This is a genomic window from Aeromonas sp. (genome assembly GCF_051657805.1).
Lineage (GTDB): Bacteria > Pseudomonadota > Gammaproteobacteria > Enterobacterales > Aeromonadaceae > Aeromonas.
The window spans coordinates 147,812-165,007 of sequence record NZ_JBOFLJ010000024.1 but is presented as its reverse complement, the minus strand read 5'-3'; the positions used below and the strand labels follow the sequence as shown (position 1 = coordinate 165,007).

16 protein-coding genes are annotated in these 17,196 nt (G+C 65.4%); 4 read left to right on the top strand and 12 right to left on the bottom strand.

Features of this window, described 5'->3' with window-relative positions:
• Positions 1–49: 49 nt before the first annotated feature.
• Positions 50–814: an alpha/beta fold hydrolase gene (locus ACRCYW_RS09815; RefSeq protein WP_438550484.1), complete on the bottom strand. Its 765-nt coding sequence runs from the start codon at positions 812–814 to the stop codon at positions 50–52.
• Between the two features lie 288 nt (positions 815–1,102).
• On the opposite strand from ACRCYW_RS09815, the gene seqA reads away from it, so the two are divergent.
• Complete coding sequence (seqA, locus tag ACRCYW_RS09810; RefSeq protein ID WP_438549932.1) at positions 1,103–1,615, top strand: replication initiation negative regulator SeqA; 513 nt, start codon at positions 1,103–1,105, stop codon at positions 1,613–1,615.
• Positions 1,616–1,672: 57 nt separating this feature from the next.
• Complete coding sequence (pgm, locus tag ACRCYW_RS09805; protein WP_438549931.1) at positions 1,673–3,322, top strand: phosphoglucomutase (alpha-D-glucose-1,6-bisphosphate-dependent); 1,650 nt, start codon at positions 1,673–1,675, stop codon at positions 3,320–3,322.
• A gap of 73 nt (positions 3,323–3,395) precedes the next feature.
• Here pgm and ACRCYW_RS09800 read toward each other — a convergent pair whose 3' ends face one another.
• Positions 3,396–4,277, bottom strand: a complete 882-nt coding sequence (locus ACRCYW_RS09800; protein WP_438549930.1) for a DMT family transporter — start codon at positions 4,275–4,277, stop codon at positions 3,396–3,398.
• Between the two features lie 94 nt (positions 4,278–4,371).
• On the opposite strand from ACRCYW_RS09800, the gene ACRCYW_RS09795 reads away from it, so the two are divergent.
• Positions 4,372–4,854 (top strand): MarR family winged helix-turn-helix transcriptional regulator, encoded by a 483-nt coding sequence (locus ACRCYW_RS09795; RefSeq protein WP_438550483.1) that lies wholly within the window; start codon positions 4,372–4,374, stop codon positions 4,852–4,854.
• Between the two features lie 40 nt (positions 4,855–4,894).
• Here the strand turns inward: ACRCYW_RS09795 and mltB are convergent, their stop codons facing one another.
• The 10 genes from mltB to ACRCYW_RS09745 form a co-directional block, all read right to left on the bottom strand.
• Positions 4,895–5,986 (bottom strand): lytic murein transglycosylase B, encoded by a 1,092-nt coding sequence (mltB, locus tag ACRCYW_RS09790; protein WP_438549929.1) that lies wholly within the window; start codon positions 5,984–5,986, stop codon positions 4,895–4,897.
• Between the two features lie 95 nt (positions 5,987–6,081).
• Complete coding sequence (locus ACRCYW_RS09785) at positions 6,082–6,687, bottom strand: CDP-alcohol phosphatidyltransferase family protein (protein ID WP_438549928.1); 606 nt, start codon at positions 6,685–6,687, stop codon at positions 6,082–6,084.
• Positions 6,680–7,357 carry an ATP-binding cassette domain-containing protein gene (locus ACRCYW_RS09780; protein WP_438549927.1) on the bottom strand — a complete coding sequence of 226 codons (678 nt, stop codon included), beginning with the start codon at positions 7,355–7,357 and terminating at the stop codon, positions 6,680–6,682. The genes ACRCYW_RS09785 and ACRCYW_RS09780 overlap by 8 nt, the downstream gene beginning before the upstream one ends.
• Positions 7,358–7,371: 14 nt before the next feature.
• A complete protein-coding gene (locus tag ACRCYW_RS09775; RefSeq protein ID WP_438549926.1) occupies positions 7,372–9,003 on the bottom strand; it encodes an ABC transporter permease in 1,632 nt (543 codons plus the stop codon).
• Positions 9,004–9,042: 39 nt separating this feature from the next.
• Positions 9,043–10,230 (bottom strand): ABC transporter substrate-binding protein, encoded by a 1,188-nt coding sequence (locus ACRCYW_RS09770; protein ID WP_438549925.1) that lies wholly within the window; start codon positions 10,228–10,230, stop codon positions 9,043–9,045.
• Positions 10,231–10,252: 22 nt separating this feature from the next.
• Complete coding sequence (locus ACRCYW_RS09765) at positions 10,253–12,418, bottom strand: FAD-dependent oxidoreductase (RefSeq protein ID WP_438549924.1); 2,166 nt, start codon at positions 12,416–12,418, stop codon at positions 10,253–10,255.
• Positions 12,415–13,050 (bottom strand): carboxymuconolactone decarboxylase family protein, encoded by a 636-nt coding sequence (locus ACRCYW_RS09760; RefSeq protein ID WP_438549923.1) that lies wholly within the window; start codon positions 13,048–13,050, stop codon positions 12,415–12,417. The genes ACRCYW_RS09765 and ACRCYW_RS09760 overlap by 4 nt, the downstream gene beginning before the upstream one ends.
• 7 nt (positions 13,051–13,057) lie before the next feature.
• Complete coding sequence (locus ACRCYW_RS09755; RefSeq protein ID WP_438549922.1) at positions 13,058–13,744, bottom strand: DUF1499 domain-containing protein; 687 nt, start codon at positions 13,742–13,744, stop codon at positions 13,058–13,060.
• A 337-nt stretch (positions 13,745–14,081) separates the two neighbouring features.
• Positions 14,082–14,360 carry a peptidylprolyl isomerase gene (locus tag ACRCYW_RS09750; RefSeq protein WP_438549921.1) on the bottom strand — a complete coding sequence of 93 codons (279 nt, stop codon included), beginning with the start codon at positions 14,358–14,360 and terminating at the stop codon, positions 14,082–14,084.
• Between the two features lie 118 nt (positions 14,361–14,478).
• On the bottom strand, positions 14,479–14,853 hold the full coding sequence (locus ACRCYW_RS09745) for a hypothetical protein (RefSeq protein ID WP_438549920.1): 375 nt from the start codon (positions 14,851–14,853) through the stop codon (positions 14,479–14,481).
• A gap of 540 nt (positions 14,854–15,393) precedes the next feature.
• Between ACRCYW_RS09745 and tamA the strand changes: the two genes are divergently transcribed.
• Positions 15,394–17,166: an autotransporter assembly complex protein TamA gene (gene tamA / locus ACRCYW_RS09740; RefSeq protein WP_438549919.1), complete on the top strand. Its 1,773-nt coding sequence runs from the start codon at positions 15,394–15,396 to the stop codon at positions 17,164–17,166.
• Positions 17,167–17,196: the final 30 nt, after the last annotated feature.

Genomic DNA, 17,196 nt, shown 5'->3' with positions numbered 1-17,196 from the left:
CGCACACTCCTTATGACGGGCGCACTATATCACAAAGGATTTGAAACTGTTAACCGCCTGTCGACAGGAAATCCACAACCAATTTATTGAACAAAACCGGTTTTTCGGCGTGCAGCCAATGGCCGGTGCCGGCGATGACGCGGGCCTTGGCGGCCGGGAATTGCGCCATCACTGTCTGGGTGTATTCGGGCAGCACATAGTCAGAATCCCCCCCCTTGATGAAGAGGGTCGGCCCCTCGAAGCGGGTCCCGCTGTCGGGCCAGCCCATGATGTTGGCGTAGTTGTGCTCGAGCGCCGGCACGTTGAAGCGCCATCCCCAGCCAGCGTCATTCTTGGCAAAGGATTTGAGCAGGAACTGACGCACCCCCGGGATCTCGATGTGCCGGGCCAAGGTAGCCTCGGCCTCGCTGCGGCTCTGGGGCGGATTGGCGAGGGTGGCGTTGAGGCCGGCGAACACATTCTTGTGACGGGCATGGGGATAGGCGACTGGGGCTATGTCGGCCACCACCAGCTTGCTGACCCGCTCGGGGGCCTGCTTGGCCAGCTGCATGGCGACCTTGCCCCCCATGGAGTGACCCACGATAGCCACCCGCGCCAGACCCAGGTGGTCCAGCAGGGCGAGCACGTCGGCGGCCTGCTGGGGGTAGCTCATCTCCCCCGAGTGAAAGGAGGCGCCATGGTTGCGCAGATCGATGCTGATGACGCGAAACTGCTCGCTCAAGGGGCGGGCCAGCAGGCCTAGGTTGTCCAGACTGCCGAACAGGCCGTGGATCAGCACGACGGGGGCACCCTGGCCCTGCTCCTTGAAGTTCAAATACGGATTCTGTTGCAAAATGACACCCTATCGGTCGATGGCGCTGTCGCCAGATTTTTAATGCATTGAAAGAAAAGGATTTCACTCTCTCGTCGGGATTTTTTTGTGGTTTTTTTTCAAAAAGTCACCCCGGGATCGGCTATCAGTGCGGGGGATCACACATCTGGTTGCGCATTATGCCGTATTCTCCATGAGATTCATGCACATCTGTCCGCCCCTTGCTTGGGCTGCCGGGTTTGCCTATGTATAATCGCCGCATCCGAACTTCGACGAGCCCAGCGCATCCCTATGAAAACCATCGAGCTTGATGACGATCTCTACTTCTTTATCGCGAGCCAGACCCGGCATATCGGCGAGAGTGCGTCCGATATTCTGCGTCGCCTGCTGGAGCAACCCGGTCAGCGTACGCCGGTCGCCAAGGCCGTGGCGCCAGTCCAGGCTCAGCCCCAGCCGGTGGCTGATGCGCAAGGGCTGCAGGCCCTGCTCGATGCCGGGACCTTGCAGCAGGAAGAGAAGTCCATCAACCGCTTCATGCTGGTGCTGAGTACCCTCTATCGGGATAACCCGGAGGGCTTTACCCAGGCCACCGAGATCAAGGGGCGCAAGCGTGTCTATTTCTCCCGGGATCCGGAGGCGCTGCGGGCCAGTGGCAGCACCACCAAGCCCAAGCAGGTGCCGGATACCCCGTTCTGGGTGATCACCAATACCAACACCAGCCGCAAACAGAACATGGTGGCCCAGCTGATGAACAGCATGGGTTATGACGAGGATTTGACTGCTCGGGTGTGCGCAGCGGTTTAACGGTTCACTGACTCAAGGCCTTGCCAGGCAAGGCCGCCATCAAGCAAGGAAAACGCCATGGCACAGCATCCTCACGCCGGCAAGCCGGCTCGTCTTTGCGATCTGACCAACATCCCCCGTCTGGTCAGCGCCTACTACCTGAACAAACCGGACATGAGCCGCCCCGAGCAGCGAGTGGCCTTCGGCACCTCCGGCCATCGCGGCAGCGCCCTGCACAGCGCCTTCAACGAATCTCACATCCTGGCGGTGACCCAGGCCCTGGTGGAGTATCGTCAGCAGGCCGGCATCACAGGGCCCCTGTTCGTCGGCATGGACACCCACGCTCTGTCCGAGTCTGCCTTTGCCAGCGCGGTGGAAGTGCTGGCGGCCAATGGGGTCGAGACCCGCATCCAGGCCGGCCTCGGCTTCACGCCGACCCCGGTCATCTCCCACGCCATCTTGCGCCACAACGCTGGCAAGCCGGCGGCCCTGGCGGACGGCGTGGTGATCACCCCGTCCCACAACCCACCGGAGGACGGCGGCTTCAAGTACAACCCGCCCCACGGTGGCCCCGCCGAGGGTGAGATCACCAAGTGGGTGGAAGACCGCGCCAATGCGATCCTGGAAGCGAACCTCGCCGGCGTGAAGCGGATGCGCTTTGCCGAGGCGCTCAAGAGCGCTCTGGTGGTCGAGCACGATTACGTCACCCCCTATGTGGACGACCTGGAGAACGTGCTGGATCTGGCGGCCATCAAGCGCGCTGGCATCAAGATAGGGGTTGACCCCCTGGGTGGCTCCGGCGTCGCCTACTGGGACGTCATCGCCAAGCGCTACGATCTCGACATCGAGGTGGTCAACTACCGCGTCGATCCGACCTTCTCCTTTATGACCCTGGACAAGGACGGCAAGATCCGGATGGACTGCTCCAGCCCCTTCGCCATGGCGGGCCTGATCGCGCTCAAAGACAAGTTCGACATCGCCCTTGGCAACGATCCTGACTACGACCGTCACGGCATCGTCACCAAGGCCGGCCTGATGAACCCTAACCACTACCTGGCGGTGGCCATCCAGTACCTGTTCACCCACAGAACCGGTTGGGCAAAAGAGGCGGCCGTCGGCAAGACGCTCGTCTCCTCTTCCATGATCGACCGGGTCGCCGGCGAGATCGGCCGCACCCTGAAAGAGGTGCCGGTCGGCTTCAAGTGGTTCGTGGACGGCCTCTACAGCGGCGAGTTCGGCTTCGGCGGCGAGGAGAGCGCGGGCGCCTCCTTCCTGCGCAAGGACGGCACCGTCTGGACCACCGACAAGGATGGTTTCATCCTGGCCCTGCTGGCCGCCGAGATCTTGGCCGTCACCGGCAAGGATCCCCAGGCCCACTACGATGCCCTGGAAGCCAAGTTCGGCCGCTCCAGCTATCGCCGCATCGATGCCCCTGCCAACGGTGCACAAAAAGCCGTGCTCTCCAAGCTGGATCCGGCGCTGGTGGAAGCCTCCACCCTGGCGGGGGATCCCATACTCGCCAAGCTGACCAAGGCCCCTGGCAACGACGCCGCCATCGGCGGATTGAAGGTGGTGACCGAGCACGGCTGGTTCGCGGCGCGCCCCTCCGGCACCGAGTCCATCTACAAGATCTACATGGAGAGCTTCAAGGGCGAGGCCCACCTGGACCTGATCCAGCAGGAGGCTCAGCTGATCGTCTCCGCCGCCTTGGCCAAGGCCGGCGTCTGACCCTTTCTGGCGTCAACCCATGTGAAAGAGGAGCCCTGGTGGCTCCTCTTTTTTATGTCGTTTTTGACCCCGGTTAACCGTTGTCCACCTTGCCGGTGGCGGCCTTGCGGGTCTGCCAGCGTTTGAAGAAGGGGCGGGCCGGCAGCTTCATCAGGAACAGGGAGAGCAGGATCACCCCTATGCCGAGCCACTGGCGACCGTCCAGGCTCTCCCCCACCATGAGCACCCCGAGGGACACCGCCACCATGGGGTTGGTGAGGGCCAGCATGCCCATCACCTCGGGGCCGTGACGCTTGAGACCCCACAGCCAGGCCCAGTAGGCGAGCGCCGTGTTGAGCAGGATGAGCCAGCCAAAGGCGGGGGCACTCGCGAGGTGAGGCATGGGCATGGGCCCTGCCAACCACCAGGCGATCGGGATCAGCATCAGGCCGCCGAGCAGCAGCTGCCAGGCGGTGAGTGCTAGCAGATCGCTCACCGGCCAGCGCTGCATCCAGCGGCTGGATTGACCGATGAGTACGGTGGCGAGCAGGGCGCAGGCTACACCGACGGGATCCAGATTGGCGGAAGGGTTGAGCAGTAGCAGGACACCGGCCAGCCCCATCAGCCCCAGCAGCAGCCACTTCAGGGTCGGCCGCTTGCCATCCTGCAGCCAGGCCAGCGCCATCAGGATGAGCGGCAGAGTGGCGCCGAGGGTGCCTGCCACGGCCCCCGGCAGGCGGAAGGCCGCCACGAACAGCAGGGCGAAGAAGGCGGTGATGTTGCAAAACGCCAGCAGGAATTGGCGGCTCCAGGTGAGCGGCGGCCAGCGCGGATGCAGCAACAGCAGCAAGACGCCGGCGGGCAGCGCTCGCCATACCGCCACCCAGTAAGGGGAGTAGTCGGTCAGGTAGAGGCTGACGAGGGCATAGGTGCTGCCCCACAGCAGGGGGGCGAGCAGGGCGATCAGCAGCGGCATGGTTATCTCATGAAGAAGTATCTTTAAGTAAAGATACATTAGCCACGAGTTGGTTTATTATCAAGTATCTTTATGAAAAGATAATGGAGCCATGATGGAGACAGATCACGTGGATCTGCTGCTGGGGCAATGGGCACGGCAGCGGCCGGATCTCGACTGCAGCCCCATGGGGGTGTTTGGGCGGGTGGCGCGGATGGCGGCCATCGCCGGGCGCGAGATCAATGACGAGCTCAAAGAGTGCGGCCTGCTGGGCTCGGACTTCGACATTCTGGCGACCCTGCGCCGCGCCGGTGAGCCGCTGACCCCGACCGCCCTCTACCAGTCCGCCATGCTCACCTCGGGGGCCATGACGGCGCGCCTCGACAAGCTGGCGGAGCGTGGCCTCATCGAGCGCCAGGCCGCCCCGAGCGACAGGCGAAGCCTCCTGGTCTGCCTGACCGAGGCGGGTAGAGAACTTATCGATCTGGCGGTGGAGCGGCACGTGGCGAACGAGCAGCGTCTGCTGGCCCCATTGACCGGGCCTGAACAGGTGCAACTCGCGGCCCTGCTCAAGCGCTGGCTGCTGGAGAACGAATAGCAAAACGGGCCTGATGGCCCGTTTTTACGTTTTGGCGGAATTAATAGCTTCCTTTGGCGTCTTTCACCGCCAGGCCCAGCTGCCACACCGCCATGGCGTAGTGGGTGCTGTGGTTGTAGCGGGTGATGGCGTAGAAGTTCGGCAGGCCGTACCAGTATTGATAGCCGGTCCCCACGTCCAGGCGCAGCAGGCTCGCCTCCTTGTGATTGCCCAGGGATGCGATGGGGGCGAGGCCGGCGCCGCGCAGGGTGGCGACCGGGTAGCGGGTCTGGAAGCCGTGTTCATAGCCGGGCAGCTGGCCCTGGCCGCGCACCGCCACCGGTTGTCCCTTCTCCCAGCCATGGGCCTTGAAGTAGTTGGCGACGCTGCCGATGGCATCCACCGGATCCCAGAGGTTGGTGTGACCGTTGCCGTTGAAGTCCACCGCATAGCTTCGGAAGCTGGACGGCATGAACTGGCCATAACCCATGGCACCGGCGTAGGAGCCCTGCGGCTCGGCGGGATCCATGCCCTCGTCCCGGGTCATCACCAGGAAGGCCTCCAGCTCGCCGGTGAAGAACTCGGCCCGGCGCGGATAGTCGAACGCCAGGGTCGCCAGGGCATCCAGGATGCGGGTCTTGCCCATCACCCGACCCCAGCGGGTCTCCACCCCTATGATGCCGACGATGATCTCCGGCGGCACCCCGTAGATCTGTTGCGCCCGATTGAGCTCGCTCTCGTATTCGCGCCAGAAGTTGACGCCGTTCTGGACGTTGTCCGGGGTGATAAACTTGGCGCGGTAGCGATTCCAGGCACCGGTCGGCCCGGTGGGGGGCGTGCTGGTCGGTGCCTGGGCATCCATCAGACGGATGATCCAGTCATAGCGCTGGGCCTGGGCCAGCACCTGGTGCAGGTCGGCGTCGTTGAAGCCGTGCTTCTGCACCATGCGCTGCACGAACCTGTCCACGTTCGGGCGATTGGCGAAATCCCCCTTGCTGACCCCCTGGCTGTACATCGGTTTGCTTGGCGGCGTCTGGTTGATGAAGGCGCTGTTGGGTTGTGGCTTGACCACGGGCTTGGGTGCCGGTGTGCTGCTGCAGCTCTGGAGCAGCGGCAGGGCGGAGAGGGTGAGAAGGCAGACAAGGCGGTGCATAGGGATCTCAAAAGGCCTGAAACTGAGTGTCGTCATGGTAGAGCATTGGCGCCGGTGCGCAAGTGCCGAGTCGCATCGCAGCCTCTCAAATGAATCTAGTCCCGCAGGGTGTGATAACCGCTCCAGAGTCGGGTGATCGTGGTGATGAGGCAGAGCAGGGCGAAGCCGTAGGCAAGCGCCGGGAAGGCGGCGGGCCAGAGGCACATCAGCACGAACAGGGCTAGGGTCTCGCTCCCCTCGGTGAGACCGCCGAGATAGTAGAGGGACTTGTGGTGGTAGACGGGGTTCTCGATCCCCCGTTTGCCCGCCATGATGGCAAAGGCCAGGAAGCTCGAGCCCGTGCCCATGAAGGCGAACAGCAGGGTGGCGGCGGGCAGGGCATTGGCGGGGGCTGCGAGGGCAAAGCCCAGCACCACGGCGGCATAGAAAATAAAGTCGAGCGTGATGTCGAGGAAGCCGCCGCAGTCTGTGATGCCATTCTGGCGCGCCACGGCGCCATCCAGCCCGTCCAGCAGCCGATTCGTGAGGATGGCGAGCAAGGCCCAGCCATGCAGCCCCTGTGCCAGCAGCGGGAGAGCCAGCATGCCGATGGCAAAGCCGGCGAGGCTTATCTGGTTGGCGCTCACCCCGGCCCGACACAGGGGGCCGGCCATGAGCGCAAGGGGGCGACGAATAAGGGGAATGATGCGGCTGTCAAACAAGGTGTGGCTCCTCCGGGTTGAAGAAAGAGGGGGGCATGAGATCAAGAATGGTGCCCGGTGCATCCTCTTCATCGTGGGTGACCAGTATGGCCGGGATCTTGCGTTCTGCGATGCGCTCGAACACCAGGGTGCGGAACGCGGATCTCAGGGGTTTGTCGAGGCGCGAGAAGGGCTCATCCAGCAGCAGGGCCGCGGGCTCGGCGAGCAGGGTGCGCATCAGGCTGACCCTGGCCTTCTGGCCGCCGGAGAGCTGGCCCGGCAGCTTGTCGGCCTCGGCAGCCAGCCCCACCTCGTGCAGGGCCGTCAGCGCCGCCTCCCGCCTGGCAGTCATCCCCCTGAGGTGGGCGGGCAGGCCAAACATCAGATTCTCCGCGGCGCTCAGATGGGCGAACAGCAGATCTTCCTGGAACAGCATGCCGATGTGGCGCTGCTGGGGCGGCAATGCCGTGAGTCGGCGATCACCCAGGTACAGATCACCCTCCAGCCGGAACGGGCCTCTCCCCGTCAGCACGCCGGGCAACACACCAGCCAGCGCCGCCAGCAGCGAGCTCTTGCCACAGCCGCTCGGTCCCATCAGGGCCAGCACCTCGCCGGGGGCCACCTCAAGGGCGGGCAGTGCCAGCAGCAGGCGATCGTCGAGATGGAGGTGCAGGGGGGAGGTGTGCAGCATCGGGAGGTCTCGGGTTAGCGGGCGCCCTTGAGCGCCGGGTTGAGTCGGGCGGGCAGCCAGAGTACCAGGGCATACACGCAAAGAGGCAGCAGCAGTTGCAGCAGACCGTAGAGCCCCGCCAGCCGCCGGTTGAGGCCGCTGCCGATGGCGACCGCCTCGGTGGTGATGGTGACGACGCGGCCAGCCCCGAACAGCAGGGTAGGCAGGTACTGGGCCAGGCTGACCGCCGCCCCGACCCCGAAGGCGAACAGCAGCGGCCGCGCCAGCAGGGGGGCCTTCACCCGCCACCAGGCTCGCCAGGGACTGGCGCCGAGCAGCAGGGCCGCCTGGCTGAGGCGACCGTCAAACTGGCGATAGGGGCCGTGCAGGCAGAGGTAGACATAGGGCGTCACGAACAACAGCTGGCTCCAGAGCACCCAGCCCCAGCCTATGCCCCCACCCAGCCCGTCGATTTGCAGCCGCAGGCCGAACAGCAGGCTGGCCTGGGGCAGCAGCAGGGGCAGGCAGATGAGCCAGAGTGGCCAGGGGCGTCGGCCCTGCTGCGCCTCCAGGCTCAGGATCACCAGCAGCAGGGCCATGGTGGCGGAGGCGAGGGCGAGCAGCAGGCTCTGCCCGAGCAGTGGGGCCAGGGTCGGCAGCAGATCCTGCCAATACCGGCTATTCCACTGGCTCGGCCAGAGCGCCGGAAAGGGCCAGCGCCGGGTCAGGGACCAGAGCAGCAGGCTGGCCAGCACCAGCAGATTGATGGCGAGCAGGCTCCACACCAGCAGCCCGGTCCAGTGATGACCGAGGGGGGCGCGGGCTCGCCTCACTCCATTGAGGCAATGTGCTTTGCCCATGTTCAGATGACCCCACTCCAGCAGCCGCAGGGCGGCGAGCAGCAGCAGGTTGGCGGCCAGCAGCAGCAGGGCGCCGCTGGCGCTGACGCCGCGCCAGCCGAGATCCGGGTCCTGATACCAGAGCCAGAGCCGCACCGCCAGGGTGGGCGGAGCGTCTGGCCCCAGCAGCTGGGCGAGATCCACCACGGCCAGGCCGTAGGCGGCCACCGCATAGAGCGGTAGGCGCAGGGCGGGCCAGAGGGCGGGCAGCAGCAGTCGCCACCAGATCTGGGGGGGACTGAACCCCATGGTCTGACCGAGCCACTGCTGGCGGGCCACCCTGGCAGGGTCCAGGGCCGAGAGCGCCATCAGCAGCAGGAAGGGGGTCTCCTTGAGGATGAGGGCGGCGATGAGGCCGAGCCCGAGGGGATCGCGCACGCTCTGCCAATCCGGCGGCCATTCGAAACCGGTGAGAGCGGGGGAGAGCAGGCGCAGCAGCCAGCCGGAGGGGGCGAGCAGGAAGGCAAAGCCGATGGCGAAGGCGACGTGGGGCATGGCCAGCAGAGGGGAGAGCAGGCGGCGCAGCCAGCGCATCCAAGGCCGCCCGTCCCCCTGGGCGAGCACCAGTGCAGTTAGCAGCAGGGCCCCCAGGGTGGAGGCTCCCGCCACCCAGAGACTGAGCATGAGGGAGTGCCAGAGCCCGGGCTGGTCCAGCAGCAGGCGTAGATTGTGGGCGGCCAGACCCTCGGCCAGCAGCAGGAAGAGGCCGCCCACCAGGGGGGCCCCGAACAGCAGGGCACAGAGCAGGATGAACAGGGCGCGTCCCATGGTCAGCGGGCTGCCATCTCGATGGTTTTTGTCAGGGGATCAATGGCCATAACGCTCGGCCCAGGCCGCTTCCAGTCGCAACTGCCAGCTGGGGTGGGGTTCGGCTTGCGCCTTGAAGCGCAGGGCCGGGGCCGAGCCTTCGGGCAGGGCATCCCTTCGCAAGACGCTGGGATCCCCCCAGACGGCGGGATCAGCCTTGCGGGCCTGGGCGGCGGGGCTCAGCAGGAAGTTGGCCACCACCTTGGCGCCGGCCCGGGCGTTGGCGTTGAAGGGGATGGCGAGAAAGTGACTGTTGGTCAGGGCCCCCTTGGCCATGGTCACGGCCTTGATGCCGGCGGGCAGGGTGCCGTTTTGTACCGAGCTTCGGGCCTCGGAGGGATTGAAGCTGATGGCCATGGCGAGCTCACCATCGTCCAGCAACTGCCTGGTCTCGGCGGCGCCGGTGGGGAACAGCTTGCCCTTGCGCCAGAGGCTGGGGTGGAGGGCGTCGAGCCAGGCCCAGAGGGGGGCACTCAGCCGATCGAACTCGGCATCCGTCGCCTCCCGGTAGAGCGGCGCGGGATCCGGCGTCAACTCCAGCAGGATCTGCTTGAGGAAGCTGGAGCCGTGAAACTGGGGGGGCTTGGGATAGGTGAAGCGGCCGGGGTGGGCCTTGGCCCAGGCGAGCAGGGCCGCCGCCGAGGTAGGGGGCGTGCCGACTTCCTCCTTATTGACCATCAGATTGAGCTGCCCTATGCCCCAGGGGGCCTCCAGCCCGTCCACCGGCACGGTGAAGTCCTCCGTCACCGGCAGTTGTCTGTCCACCAGGGCCATGTTCGGCAGCTCACCGGTAAACGGTGCCCCCAACAGCCCCTGTTCCTTGAGGGCCTTGAAGTTCTCGCCGTTGACCCAGAGCAGGTCGATGGGCCCCCCCGCGTTCTTGCCCGCCTGCTGGTTGGCGAGCAGCTGGCTGACGCTCTGGGCGATGTCATCTACCTTCACTTGCACCAGCTTGACCCCGTACTGACGCTGGATCTCGGTGCCTGCCCACTGCAGGTAGGCGTTGATCTCCGGGCTCCCCCCCCAGGCGTTGAAGTAGACGCTCTGGCCCTTCGCCTCCTGCAGGGTCTGCTGCCACAGGGGATCATCCGCCGGCGCCGCCTGCAGGGTGCCGGCCATCAGCAGGGGCAGGGCGGCCAGTCGCAGGGGGCGCAGCAGGGTGCGAAGCCGGGGGAGAGTCTTGGGCATGATGATGACCTCGTACATAGGTTCAGACGCCACGGCGCCAACGGTGATAACGGGCTAGCCAGGGCAGCAGGCGCCTGGGCTGATGGGCCCGTTGCCAGGTCCCTGCCAGGTATTTGTTCCCCTCCACCAGGGTGGGGTAGGGATGAATGCAGGAGAGGATCTTGCGAAGGCCGAGCCCCTGTTTCATGGCCAGCACGAACTCCGCGAGCCGCTCCCCGGCCGCCTCGCCCACCAGGGTGGCGCCGAGGATCCTGTCCTTGCCGGGCACCGTCAGCACCTCGACGAATCCCGAACGTTCCCCATCGGCGATGGAGCGGTCGAGCTCCGCCATCTCGAAGCGGGTCAGCTCGAAGGGGATGCCGTGGATACGGGCTTCCCGCTGGTTCAATCCTACCCGGGCGATCTCAGGGCTGGTGAAGGTGACGGTCGGGATCACGCGATAGTCGGCTCTGAAGCGTTTGAAGGTGCCAAAGAGCGCGTTGACGGCGGCGTACCAGCCCTGGTGGGCCGCCACGTGAGTGAACTGGTAGGGTCCCGCCACGTCCCCCACCGCCAGCAGGCTGGGATAGGGGGTGGCGAGGTACTCGTCGACCCTGATGGTGCCGTCCGGGGAGAGGGGGATCCCCAGTTCCTCCAGCCCGAAGCCGTTGACGTTGGCGACCCGGCCGAGGGCCAGCAGCAGCCGATCCCCGTCCAGCACCAGCTGCTCGTCATCCCGGAGCAGGTGCAATCGAATGGGGGGCGACTCGGTTTGTGTACCCTCGGATGATGGCAGATAGTCGACCCGCTCGGCGCGCCAGCCGGTGAGTACCCGCACGCCGTCCGACTCCATCCGGGCCTGCAACAGGGCCGCGACCTCGGACTCCTCCCTGGGCAGCAGCTGATCTGCCAGCTCCACCAGGGTGACGGGGACCCCGAGCAGAGCCAGGCTCTGGGCCAGCTCGCAGCCGATGGGGCCGCCCCCCAGCACCAGCAGGTGGCGGGGCGCCTCGCGCAGCTGCCAGAGGTTGTCGGAGGTAAGGTAGGGAACCTCCGCCAGCCCCGGCAGATCCGGGACGCGGGGCCGGGCACCGGTGGCGATGACGATGTGGTGGGCAGAGAGGCGCCGGCCGTTCACCTCCAGCTCCCAGGGGGAGACGAGGCGGGCGGCGCCTTCGATGCACTCTACCCCCAGCCCCTGATAGCGCTCCACCGAGTCGTGGGGCTCGACGGTCTTGATCACCTCGGCCACCCGGGCCATCACGGCGGCGAAGTCGGCCCGGGACTGGGCTGGGGTGAAGCCGAATTCGGCCGCACGGCGCTGCTCGGCGGCGAAGCGAGCGCTTCGGATCAGCGCCTTGGAGGGGACGCAGCCGGTATGGAGACAATCCCCTCCCATCCTGTGCTGCTCGATGAGCCCGACCCTGGCCTTGACCGCGGCGGCTATGTAGCTGGTCACCAGGCCGCCGGCCCCGGCGCCGATGACCAGCAGGTTGTAGTCGAAGCGGTCGGGTTTGCGATAGGGGGCGTGGAGGCGGCGCAGGGCCAGTCGTTGTATCAGCACCTTCATCAGCCAGGGCATGAGCCCCAGCAGGGTCAGCGTCAGGATGAGGCCGGGGGAGAGGATGTTGCCCGTGCTGGTGAGGGTCGCGAGCTCAGCGCCCGCCAGCACATAGACGAAGGTGCCCGGCAGCATGCCGAGCTGGCTCACCCAGAAGTAGGTGCTGACTCTGATGGGGGTGAGCCCCATCAGCAGGTTGACCAGAAAGAAGGGGAAGAGGGGGATGAGGCGCAGGCTCAGCAGGTAGAAGGCCCCATCCTTTTCCATCCCCTGCTCGAATTGGGCCAGCCGGTCGCCAAAGCGCCCCCTGACCCAGTCCCGCAGCAGGAAACGGGCACTGAGCATGGCGAGGGTCGCGCCGAGCGTGCTGGCAAAGGAGACCAGCAGCAGCCCCCAACCGACGCCGAAGACGGCGCTGCCCGCCAGGGTCAGCAGGCTGGCCCCGGGCAGGGAGAGGGCGGTGCTGATCACATAGAGGGCCAGGAACAGCAGCGCCGCCTGGCCGAAGTGGGCCTCCACCCAGGCGACCCCCTGGGCCTGGCGGGCCTGCAACTCGGCGAGGCTCAGGTAGCGGCCGAGATCCAGGGCGAAGAAGGTAGCAATCAACCCCAGGATAAGCAGCAGCAACAGCAGGCGAGATCGACTCATGGCTGGGGTTTGTCCTGCCGGGGAGGGGTTACCTGCTCGGTTGTCGGTTCTGCGACGCTGGAGGTATCCGGCGCCGCGCCGCGTTCGGGCTGCACCTGAAGCTGGCAGAAGCCCTGGGGGGCGATGTCGAGGGCGGCGTTGAACTTGGCGGACATGTTCTGGAAGGCGATGAGGCCGGTCAGCTCCACCAGGGCGTCGTCATCGAACCAGGGCTTGAGGCGCGCGGCCTGCTCGTCGCTCACCCCGTCCAGCCCGGTCATGGCTTCGGTGTAGTCGAGCACGGCCCGTTCCCGCTCATCGAACAGGGGGCTGGTGCGCCACTGGGCCAGGGCCTCGACTTTCCCGCTGGAGCCCGCCCGCTTGATGAGCGTCATGGCGTTGATGTCGACGCAGAAGCGACACCAGTTGAGCTGGGAGACCCGTACAGTGACCAGGGAGCGCAACACGGGATCGATGGGGGAGCGCTTGCGGTTGATGACCCCGTACAGGGTCGCCACGGCGGCGAACAGGCGGGGGGAGCGGCCCCAGCACTTGCCGGGGGTCAGCACCTGGCCGTAGTTGCGCTTCTGCAGCCAGAAGAAGGGGCGGATAAACCAGGCGTAGTCCTGATCGGGTTTCACCTCGATGCGCATCTTGGCCTCAATCTTTCATCTTGGGTTTATAGGCCTGGCCGAGTCGCTCGTTCAGGCGCTCCTTGAAGTCCAGGATCCGGGCGCGGTTGACCCCGAGATCGCTGCGGCCCTGGCGGGAGGCGGAGCGCATGTCGACCCGGGTCTCCTGGGGACCCTGGAAGATACGCAGCGCCACGTCGTCCTCGAAGCCGAACCAGGGGCTGGTGACCACTGCGTCGAGCCCGCTCGGCGTCTCCCTGACGCGCCAGCCGAGCTCAGTCATCAGCTCCTCGGCCTCGGCCAGCACCTCGGCGGGGGACGCCTGGGTATAGAGAGGACCGGGGTTGCCGGTAAATGCTTGCAAAGGCGCGGGATTGATCGGCAGATCCTGCGCCGTTCTGAGCTCTTCGGCCCAGGCGAGGCGGGGGGGATGGTAGGGATCCGTGCTGACGTCGTTGGTCAGTGGCGCGTGCAGCGCCTGCAGCAGGAACAGCAGGGGCAGCAGCAGGGGGACTATGCCCCAGAGATCCGGCCACAGGTTGGTGGTGCGGCGACGGCGCCAGGGCAGACGCAGCAGCAGGCAGAGGCTGAGGAGGGCGCCGCCCAGGCAGAGGATGAAACCCGCCCACCAGGGCCAGAGATGGGTGCGGCTGCCGAGGGCTCCCCCCAGGGGCAGCAACCAGGCCAGCAGGGGCCACCACAAATAGCTGGGCATATCAGGGATCCACGGATTTTGATGGACAATGCTCAGAAGGATAAACTTAATTGACTGATAACGTTAGTAAATTAATCCATCCCTCGCGGCTTTTCACCCCGGCGACGGCTCAGTCAGACCCGGTGGAGAGCCAGGTAGAGAGACAGGCAGAGAGCCGGGTCCGGGTGGCGATACAGGGCGGCGGCATCGGTCGAGCTATCGGCGGGGATGCTGGCAAGGCGCAGGGAGTGGCAGGGGGAGAACCGGGTCGCAAGGCGGTTGGCAAGGCATGGCCTCGGACCATTTACGAGGGGAGCAGGGGCGGCGGAACACCACCCCTGCCTCGCAGCACCAGGGCTCAGCTGCGGTAGAGCACCTTGATGAGGTGGAAGCCAAACTTGGTGCGCACGGGGCCGAGCACGGTCAGGAGCTCCCCCTTGAACACGGCATCGTCAAACGCCTTGACCATGTCCCCCTTGGAGAACTCCCCCAGATCCCCGGAGCGTTTGCCGGACGGGCAGGTAGAGAAGCGCTTGGCCATCTGGCCGAAGTCGGCGCCCTTCTCGATCTTCTCCTTGATCTCGAGACACAGCTTCTCGGTCTTGACCAGGATGTGCTGGGCACAGGCTTTCTTCATGGGGGGCTCCTCGGCGGATGACAATGGCTGAACAGGGTTGGCTAAAAAACCAGGGGCGCAAGATTACCCCAAATCGGCCGAGGCGTCAGCCGCCGATGGCTGAGAAGCGGCGGGGTCTTCAACCTCGGGCGTTGGCGGCCAGCCGCGCCCGGGGGCGGGCCTGCCAGAGGATCTCCAACCCCAGCAGGGCGTAGAGGCTCCAGATGGCCAGCGGGTTGAGCCACTCCCCCCCGAGCTGCAGGGTGAGCAGGGCGCCGCCGGCGAGCAGCAGGGTGATGCCGGGCAGACGCCAGTGGGCGGGCAAGGGGGCCAGCAGGGCCATCCCCAGCAGCAGGGCGAGGCCGAAGGGCAGGTTGAGGGCGGTGAAGGCCAGCGCCTGTTGTCCGCTCATGCCGGTCAGCAGGGCCAGCAGGGCGCTGCAGCAGGCCAGGAAGGTGATGAATTCGAGTCGGTCGGCGATGTAGTCCGCCATCTGTTCGCTACGCATGGGCATGGGATCTCTCCTGCAATGGATGGGATCAGTGTGGGGCAGGGGGGGCGCCAGTGGCAGCGGGATAAATCGATTGGATTGAACGATGCTTTCAGATTTTCGGTTCAAGTCGTTGATTTAAACTTGTTTTCCGAACAAATGGCGACTGGCTAAGCGCGCCGGATGTAGGCATGATGTCAAGTAGCGCTTGACTCTCTGAGGGGCCGGGCAACCGCCGCTCCGACAGAGGCTGTCGCGCGGAGACATTGGGGGAGCAGCTCGACTCCCTGGGGACGAGAAAGGGTCCCAGTGCCGTTTTTTTACCCAAGGCTGCCGAGAGAGTGTCCAGTTTCGCCCCCTGAGGGCGGGGTTTTCGCCGACGGCCCCTGATTAGGGGTACGGCTTGGGGCAAGCCGCTGCCAGAATAGAGAGGGAAGCGCGGGGGGCATGCGCTGCTGCTCCGAGCGCGGTTATGCTAGGATGAGCGGCGCTTCTCGGGGTCACTCCCCATTATCATTCTAATTAATACAGCCATTTAATCACGTTATGCGGGGAAATCGACGTTTGACAGGATGCTATCCTCTCCTGCCAGCAGGAACCAGATCGCCCGGACGATATTGTCGTTCCGGGCTCGGTGCTTTGCTCGCCCTCTGCCTCTTGCTGCTGGCGATGCCTGCCATGGCCGCCAAGCTGACCTATCAGATCAAGGGGGTGAAGGGGGAGCAGAAGGATAACGTCGAGGCCTATCTCAACGCCCTGCCCGTCTATCAGGAGCGCCAGTACCGCACGGCGCGTACCCGGATCACCGAGGAAGTGCAAAAAGCGCTGCAGGTCTATGGCTACTATCAGCCCAAGATCACCCTGAACCGGGACAAGAAGGCCCCCGCCAAGGTGGTGATAGAGATAGACAGGGGCAAACCCGTGCTGATCTCGCGCCTCGACATCCTGCTGGAAGGGGATGCGAGCAACGACGAGATCTACAGTGCCCTGCTGGACAAGCTGCCCCTCAAGGAGGGGGATCCCCTCAACCACGGCATGTACGAGTCCATCAAGGCGGATCTCGGCAGCCTGGGGCTGGCCCGGGGCTACTTTGACGCCAAGATCAGCAAGAGCCAGGTCAAGGTCTACCCGGATCAGGGCAAGGCGGAGATCTATATCCTGTTTCGCTCCGGCCCCCGCTACCGCTTCGGCGACATCCACTACGATGCGACCCCTGAGGCCCTGCGCCTGATCCGGCCCCTCATCAATATCCAGAGCGGCGAGCCCTATCTCGCCATCCGCCTCGCCGAGATGTCCCAGGACATCTCCTCCACCAAGCTGTTCAAGCAGGTGGATATCAAGCCCATGATCAGCCAGGCCGAGAACAACAGGGTGCCGGTGCAGGTGACCCTCTCCAACCGGGTCGATCACGAGATCGAGGTGGGTGTCGGCTACGCCACTGACGTGGGGCCGCGCATGAGCGCCACCTGGGAGAAGCCCTGGGTCAACCGTTACGGCCACAGCCTCTCCAGCACCGCCAAGGTCTCGGCACCTGAGGCTGAGCTCAGCTTCGACTACCAGATCCCGGTGGGTAACCCGCTGCGGGACTACTACTCGCTGCAGGCCGGTTACCAGTACACCAACAACAACGATACCCGCTCCGATCTCACCAGCATCGGGGTGCACCGCTGGAAACGGCGGCCGGAGAGCTGGGACAGGGACGTCTTCATCCGTCTCGAGAACGAGCGCTACGTGCAGGGGAGCGACGAGGGCAACAGCCTCTTGCTGATCCCCGGTGTCTCCTGGTCGCGGCTGCGGGTGCGCGGCGGCCTGGTGCCGGAGTGGGGGGATCGCCAGCAGCTGACCATGGAGTTCTCCAGCCCCTACTGGGGATCCGACATCAACTTCATGCGGGTGTGGGGGCGCAGCAAGTGGCTGCGTACCCTGGGGGAGGATCACCGCTTCCTGATGCGGGTCGAGCAGGGGGCCATCGTCGGGGACGACTTCTCCCTGGTGCCGCCCTCCCTGCGCTTCTTCACCGGTGGGGATCAGACGGTGCGTGGCTACGGCTACGAGACCATCTCCCCGCGGGATGCGGACGGCAAGCTGACCGGCGGCCGCTACACCAGCGTGGGCAGCCTGGAGTACAACTACCGCTTCAGCGAGAAGTGGCTCGGCGCCCTGTTCGTGGATACGGGCACCGCCACCGTCGACTACAGCGAGGCCTGGAAGATAGGCACCGGCTTCGGGGTACGCTGGGTGACCCCCATCGGCCAGGTCAGGCTGGATCTGGCGGTCGGCATCTCCGAGGAAGACAAGCCGCTGCGGCTGCACTTCGCCCTGGGGCCAGAGCTATGAGGCAGAGTCTTGCGCTGCTTGTTAAATATT

Excerpts from the sequence above, each read along its gene's own strand:
- seqA (WP_438549932.1), top strand. The coding sequence starts at position 1,103 with ATGAAAACCATCGAGCTTGATGACGATCTCTACTTCTTTATCGCGAGC.
- pgm (WP_438549931.1), top strand. The coding sequence starts at position 1,673 with ATGGCACAGCATCCTCACGCCGGCAAGCCGGCTCGTCTTTGCGATCTG.
- ACRCYW_RS09800 (WP_438549930.1), bottom strand. The coding sequence starts at position 4,277 with ATGCCGCTGCTGATCGCCCTGCTCGCCCCCCTGCTGTGGGGCAGCACC.
- ACRCYW_RS09795 (WP_438550483.1), top strand. The coding sequence starts at position 4,372 with ATGGAGACAGATCACGTGGATCTGCTGCTGGGGCAATGGGCACGGCAG.
- mltB (WP_438549929.1), bottom strand. The coding sequence starts at position 5,986 with ATGCACCGCCTTGTCTGCCTTCTCACCCTCTCCGCCCTGCCGCTGCTC.
- ACRCYW_RS09780 (WP_438549927.1), bottom strand. The coding sequence starts at position 7,357 with ATGCTGCACACCTCCCCCCTGCACCTCCATCTCGACGATCGCCTGCTG.
- ACRCYW_RS09775 (WP_438549926.1), bottom strand. The coding sequence starts at position 9,003 with ATGGGACGCGCCCTGTTCATCCTGCTCTGTGCCCTGCTGTTCGGGGCC.
- ACRCYW_RS09770 (WP_438549925.1), bottom strand. The coding sequence starts at position 10,230 with ATGCCCAAGACTCTCCCCCGGCTTCGCACCCTGCTGCGCCCCCTGCGA.
- ACRCYW_RS09765 (WP_438549924.1), bottom strand. The coding sequence starts at position 12,418 with ATGAGTCGATCTCGCCTGCTGTTGCTGCTGCTTATCCTGGGGTTGATT.
- ACRCYW_RS09760 (WP_438549923.1), bottom strand. The coding sequence starts at position 13,050 with ATGCGCATCGAGGTGAAACCCGATCAGGACTACGCCTGGTTTATCCGC.
- ACRCYW_RS09755 (WP_438549922.1), bottom strand. The coding sequence starts at position 13,744 with ATGCCCAGCTATTTGTGGTGGCCCCTGCTGGCCTGGTTGCTGCCCCTG.
- ACRCYW_RS09750 (WP_438549921.1), bottom strand. The coding sequence starts at position 14,360 with ATGAAGAAAGCCTGTGCCCAGCACATCCTGGTCAAGACCGAGAAGCTG.
- ACRCYW_RS09745 (WP_438549920.1), bottom strand. The coding sequence starts at position 14,853 with ATGCCCATGCGTAGCGAACAGATGGCGGACTACATCGCCGACCGACTC.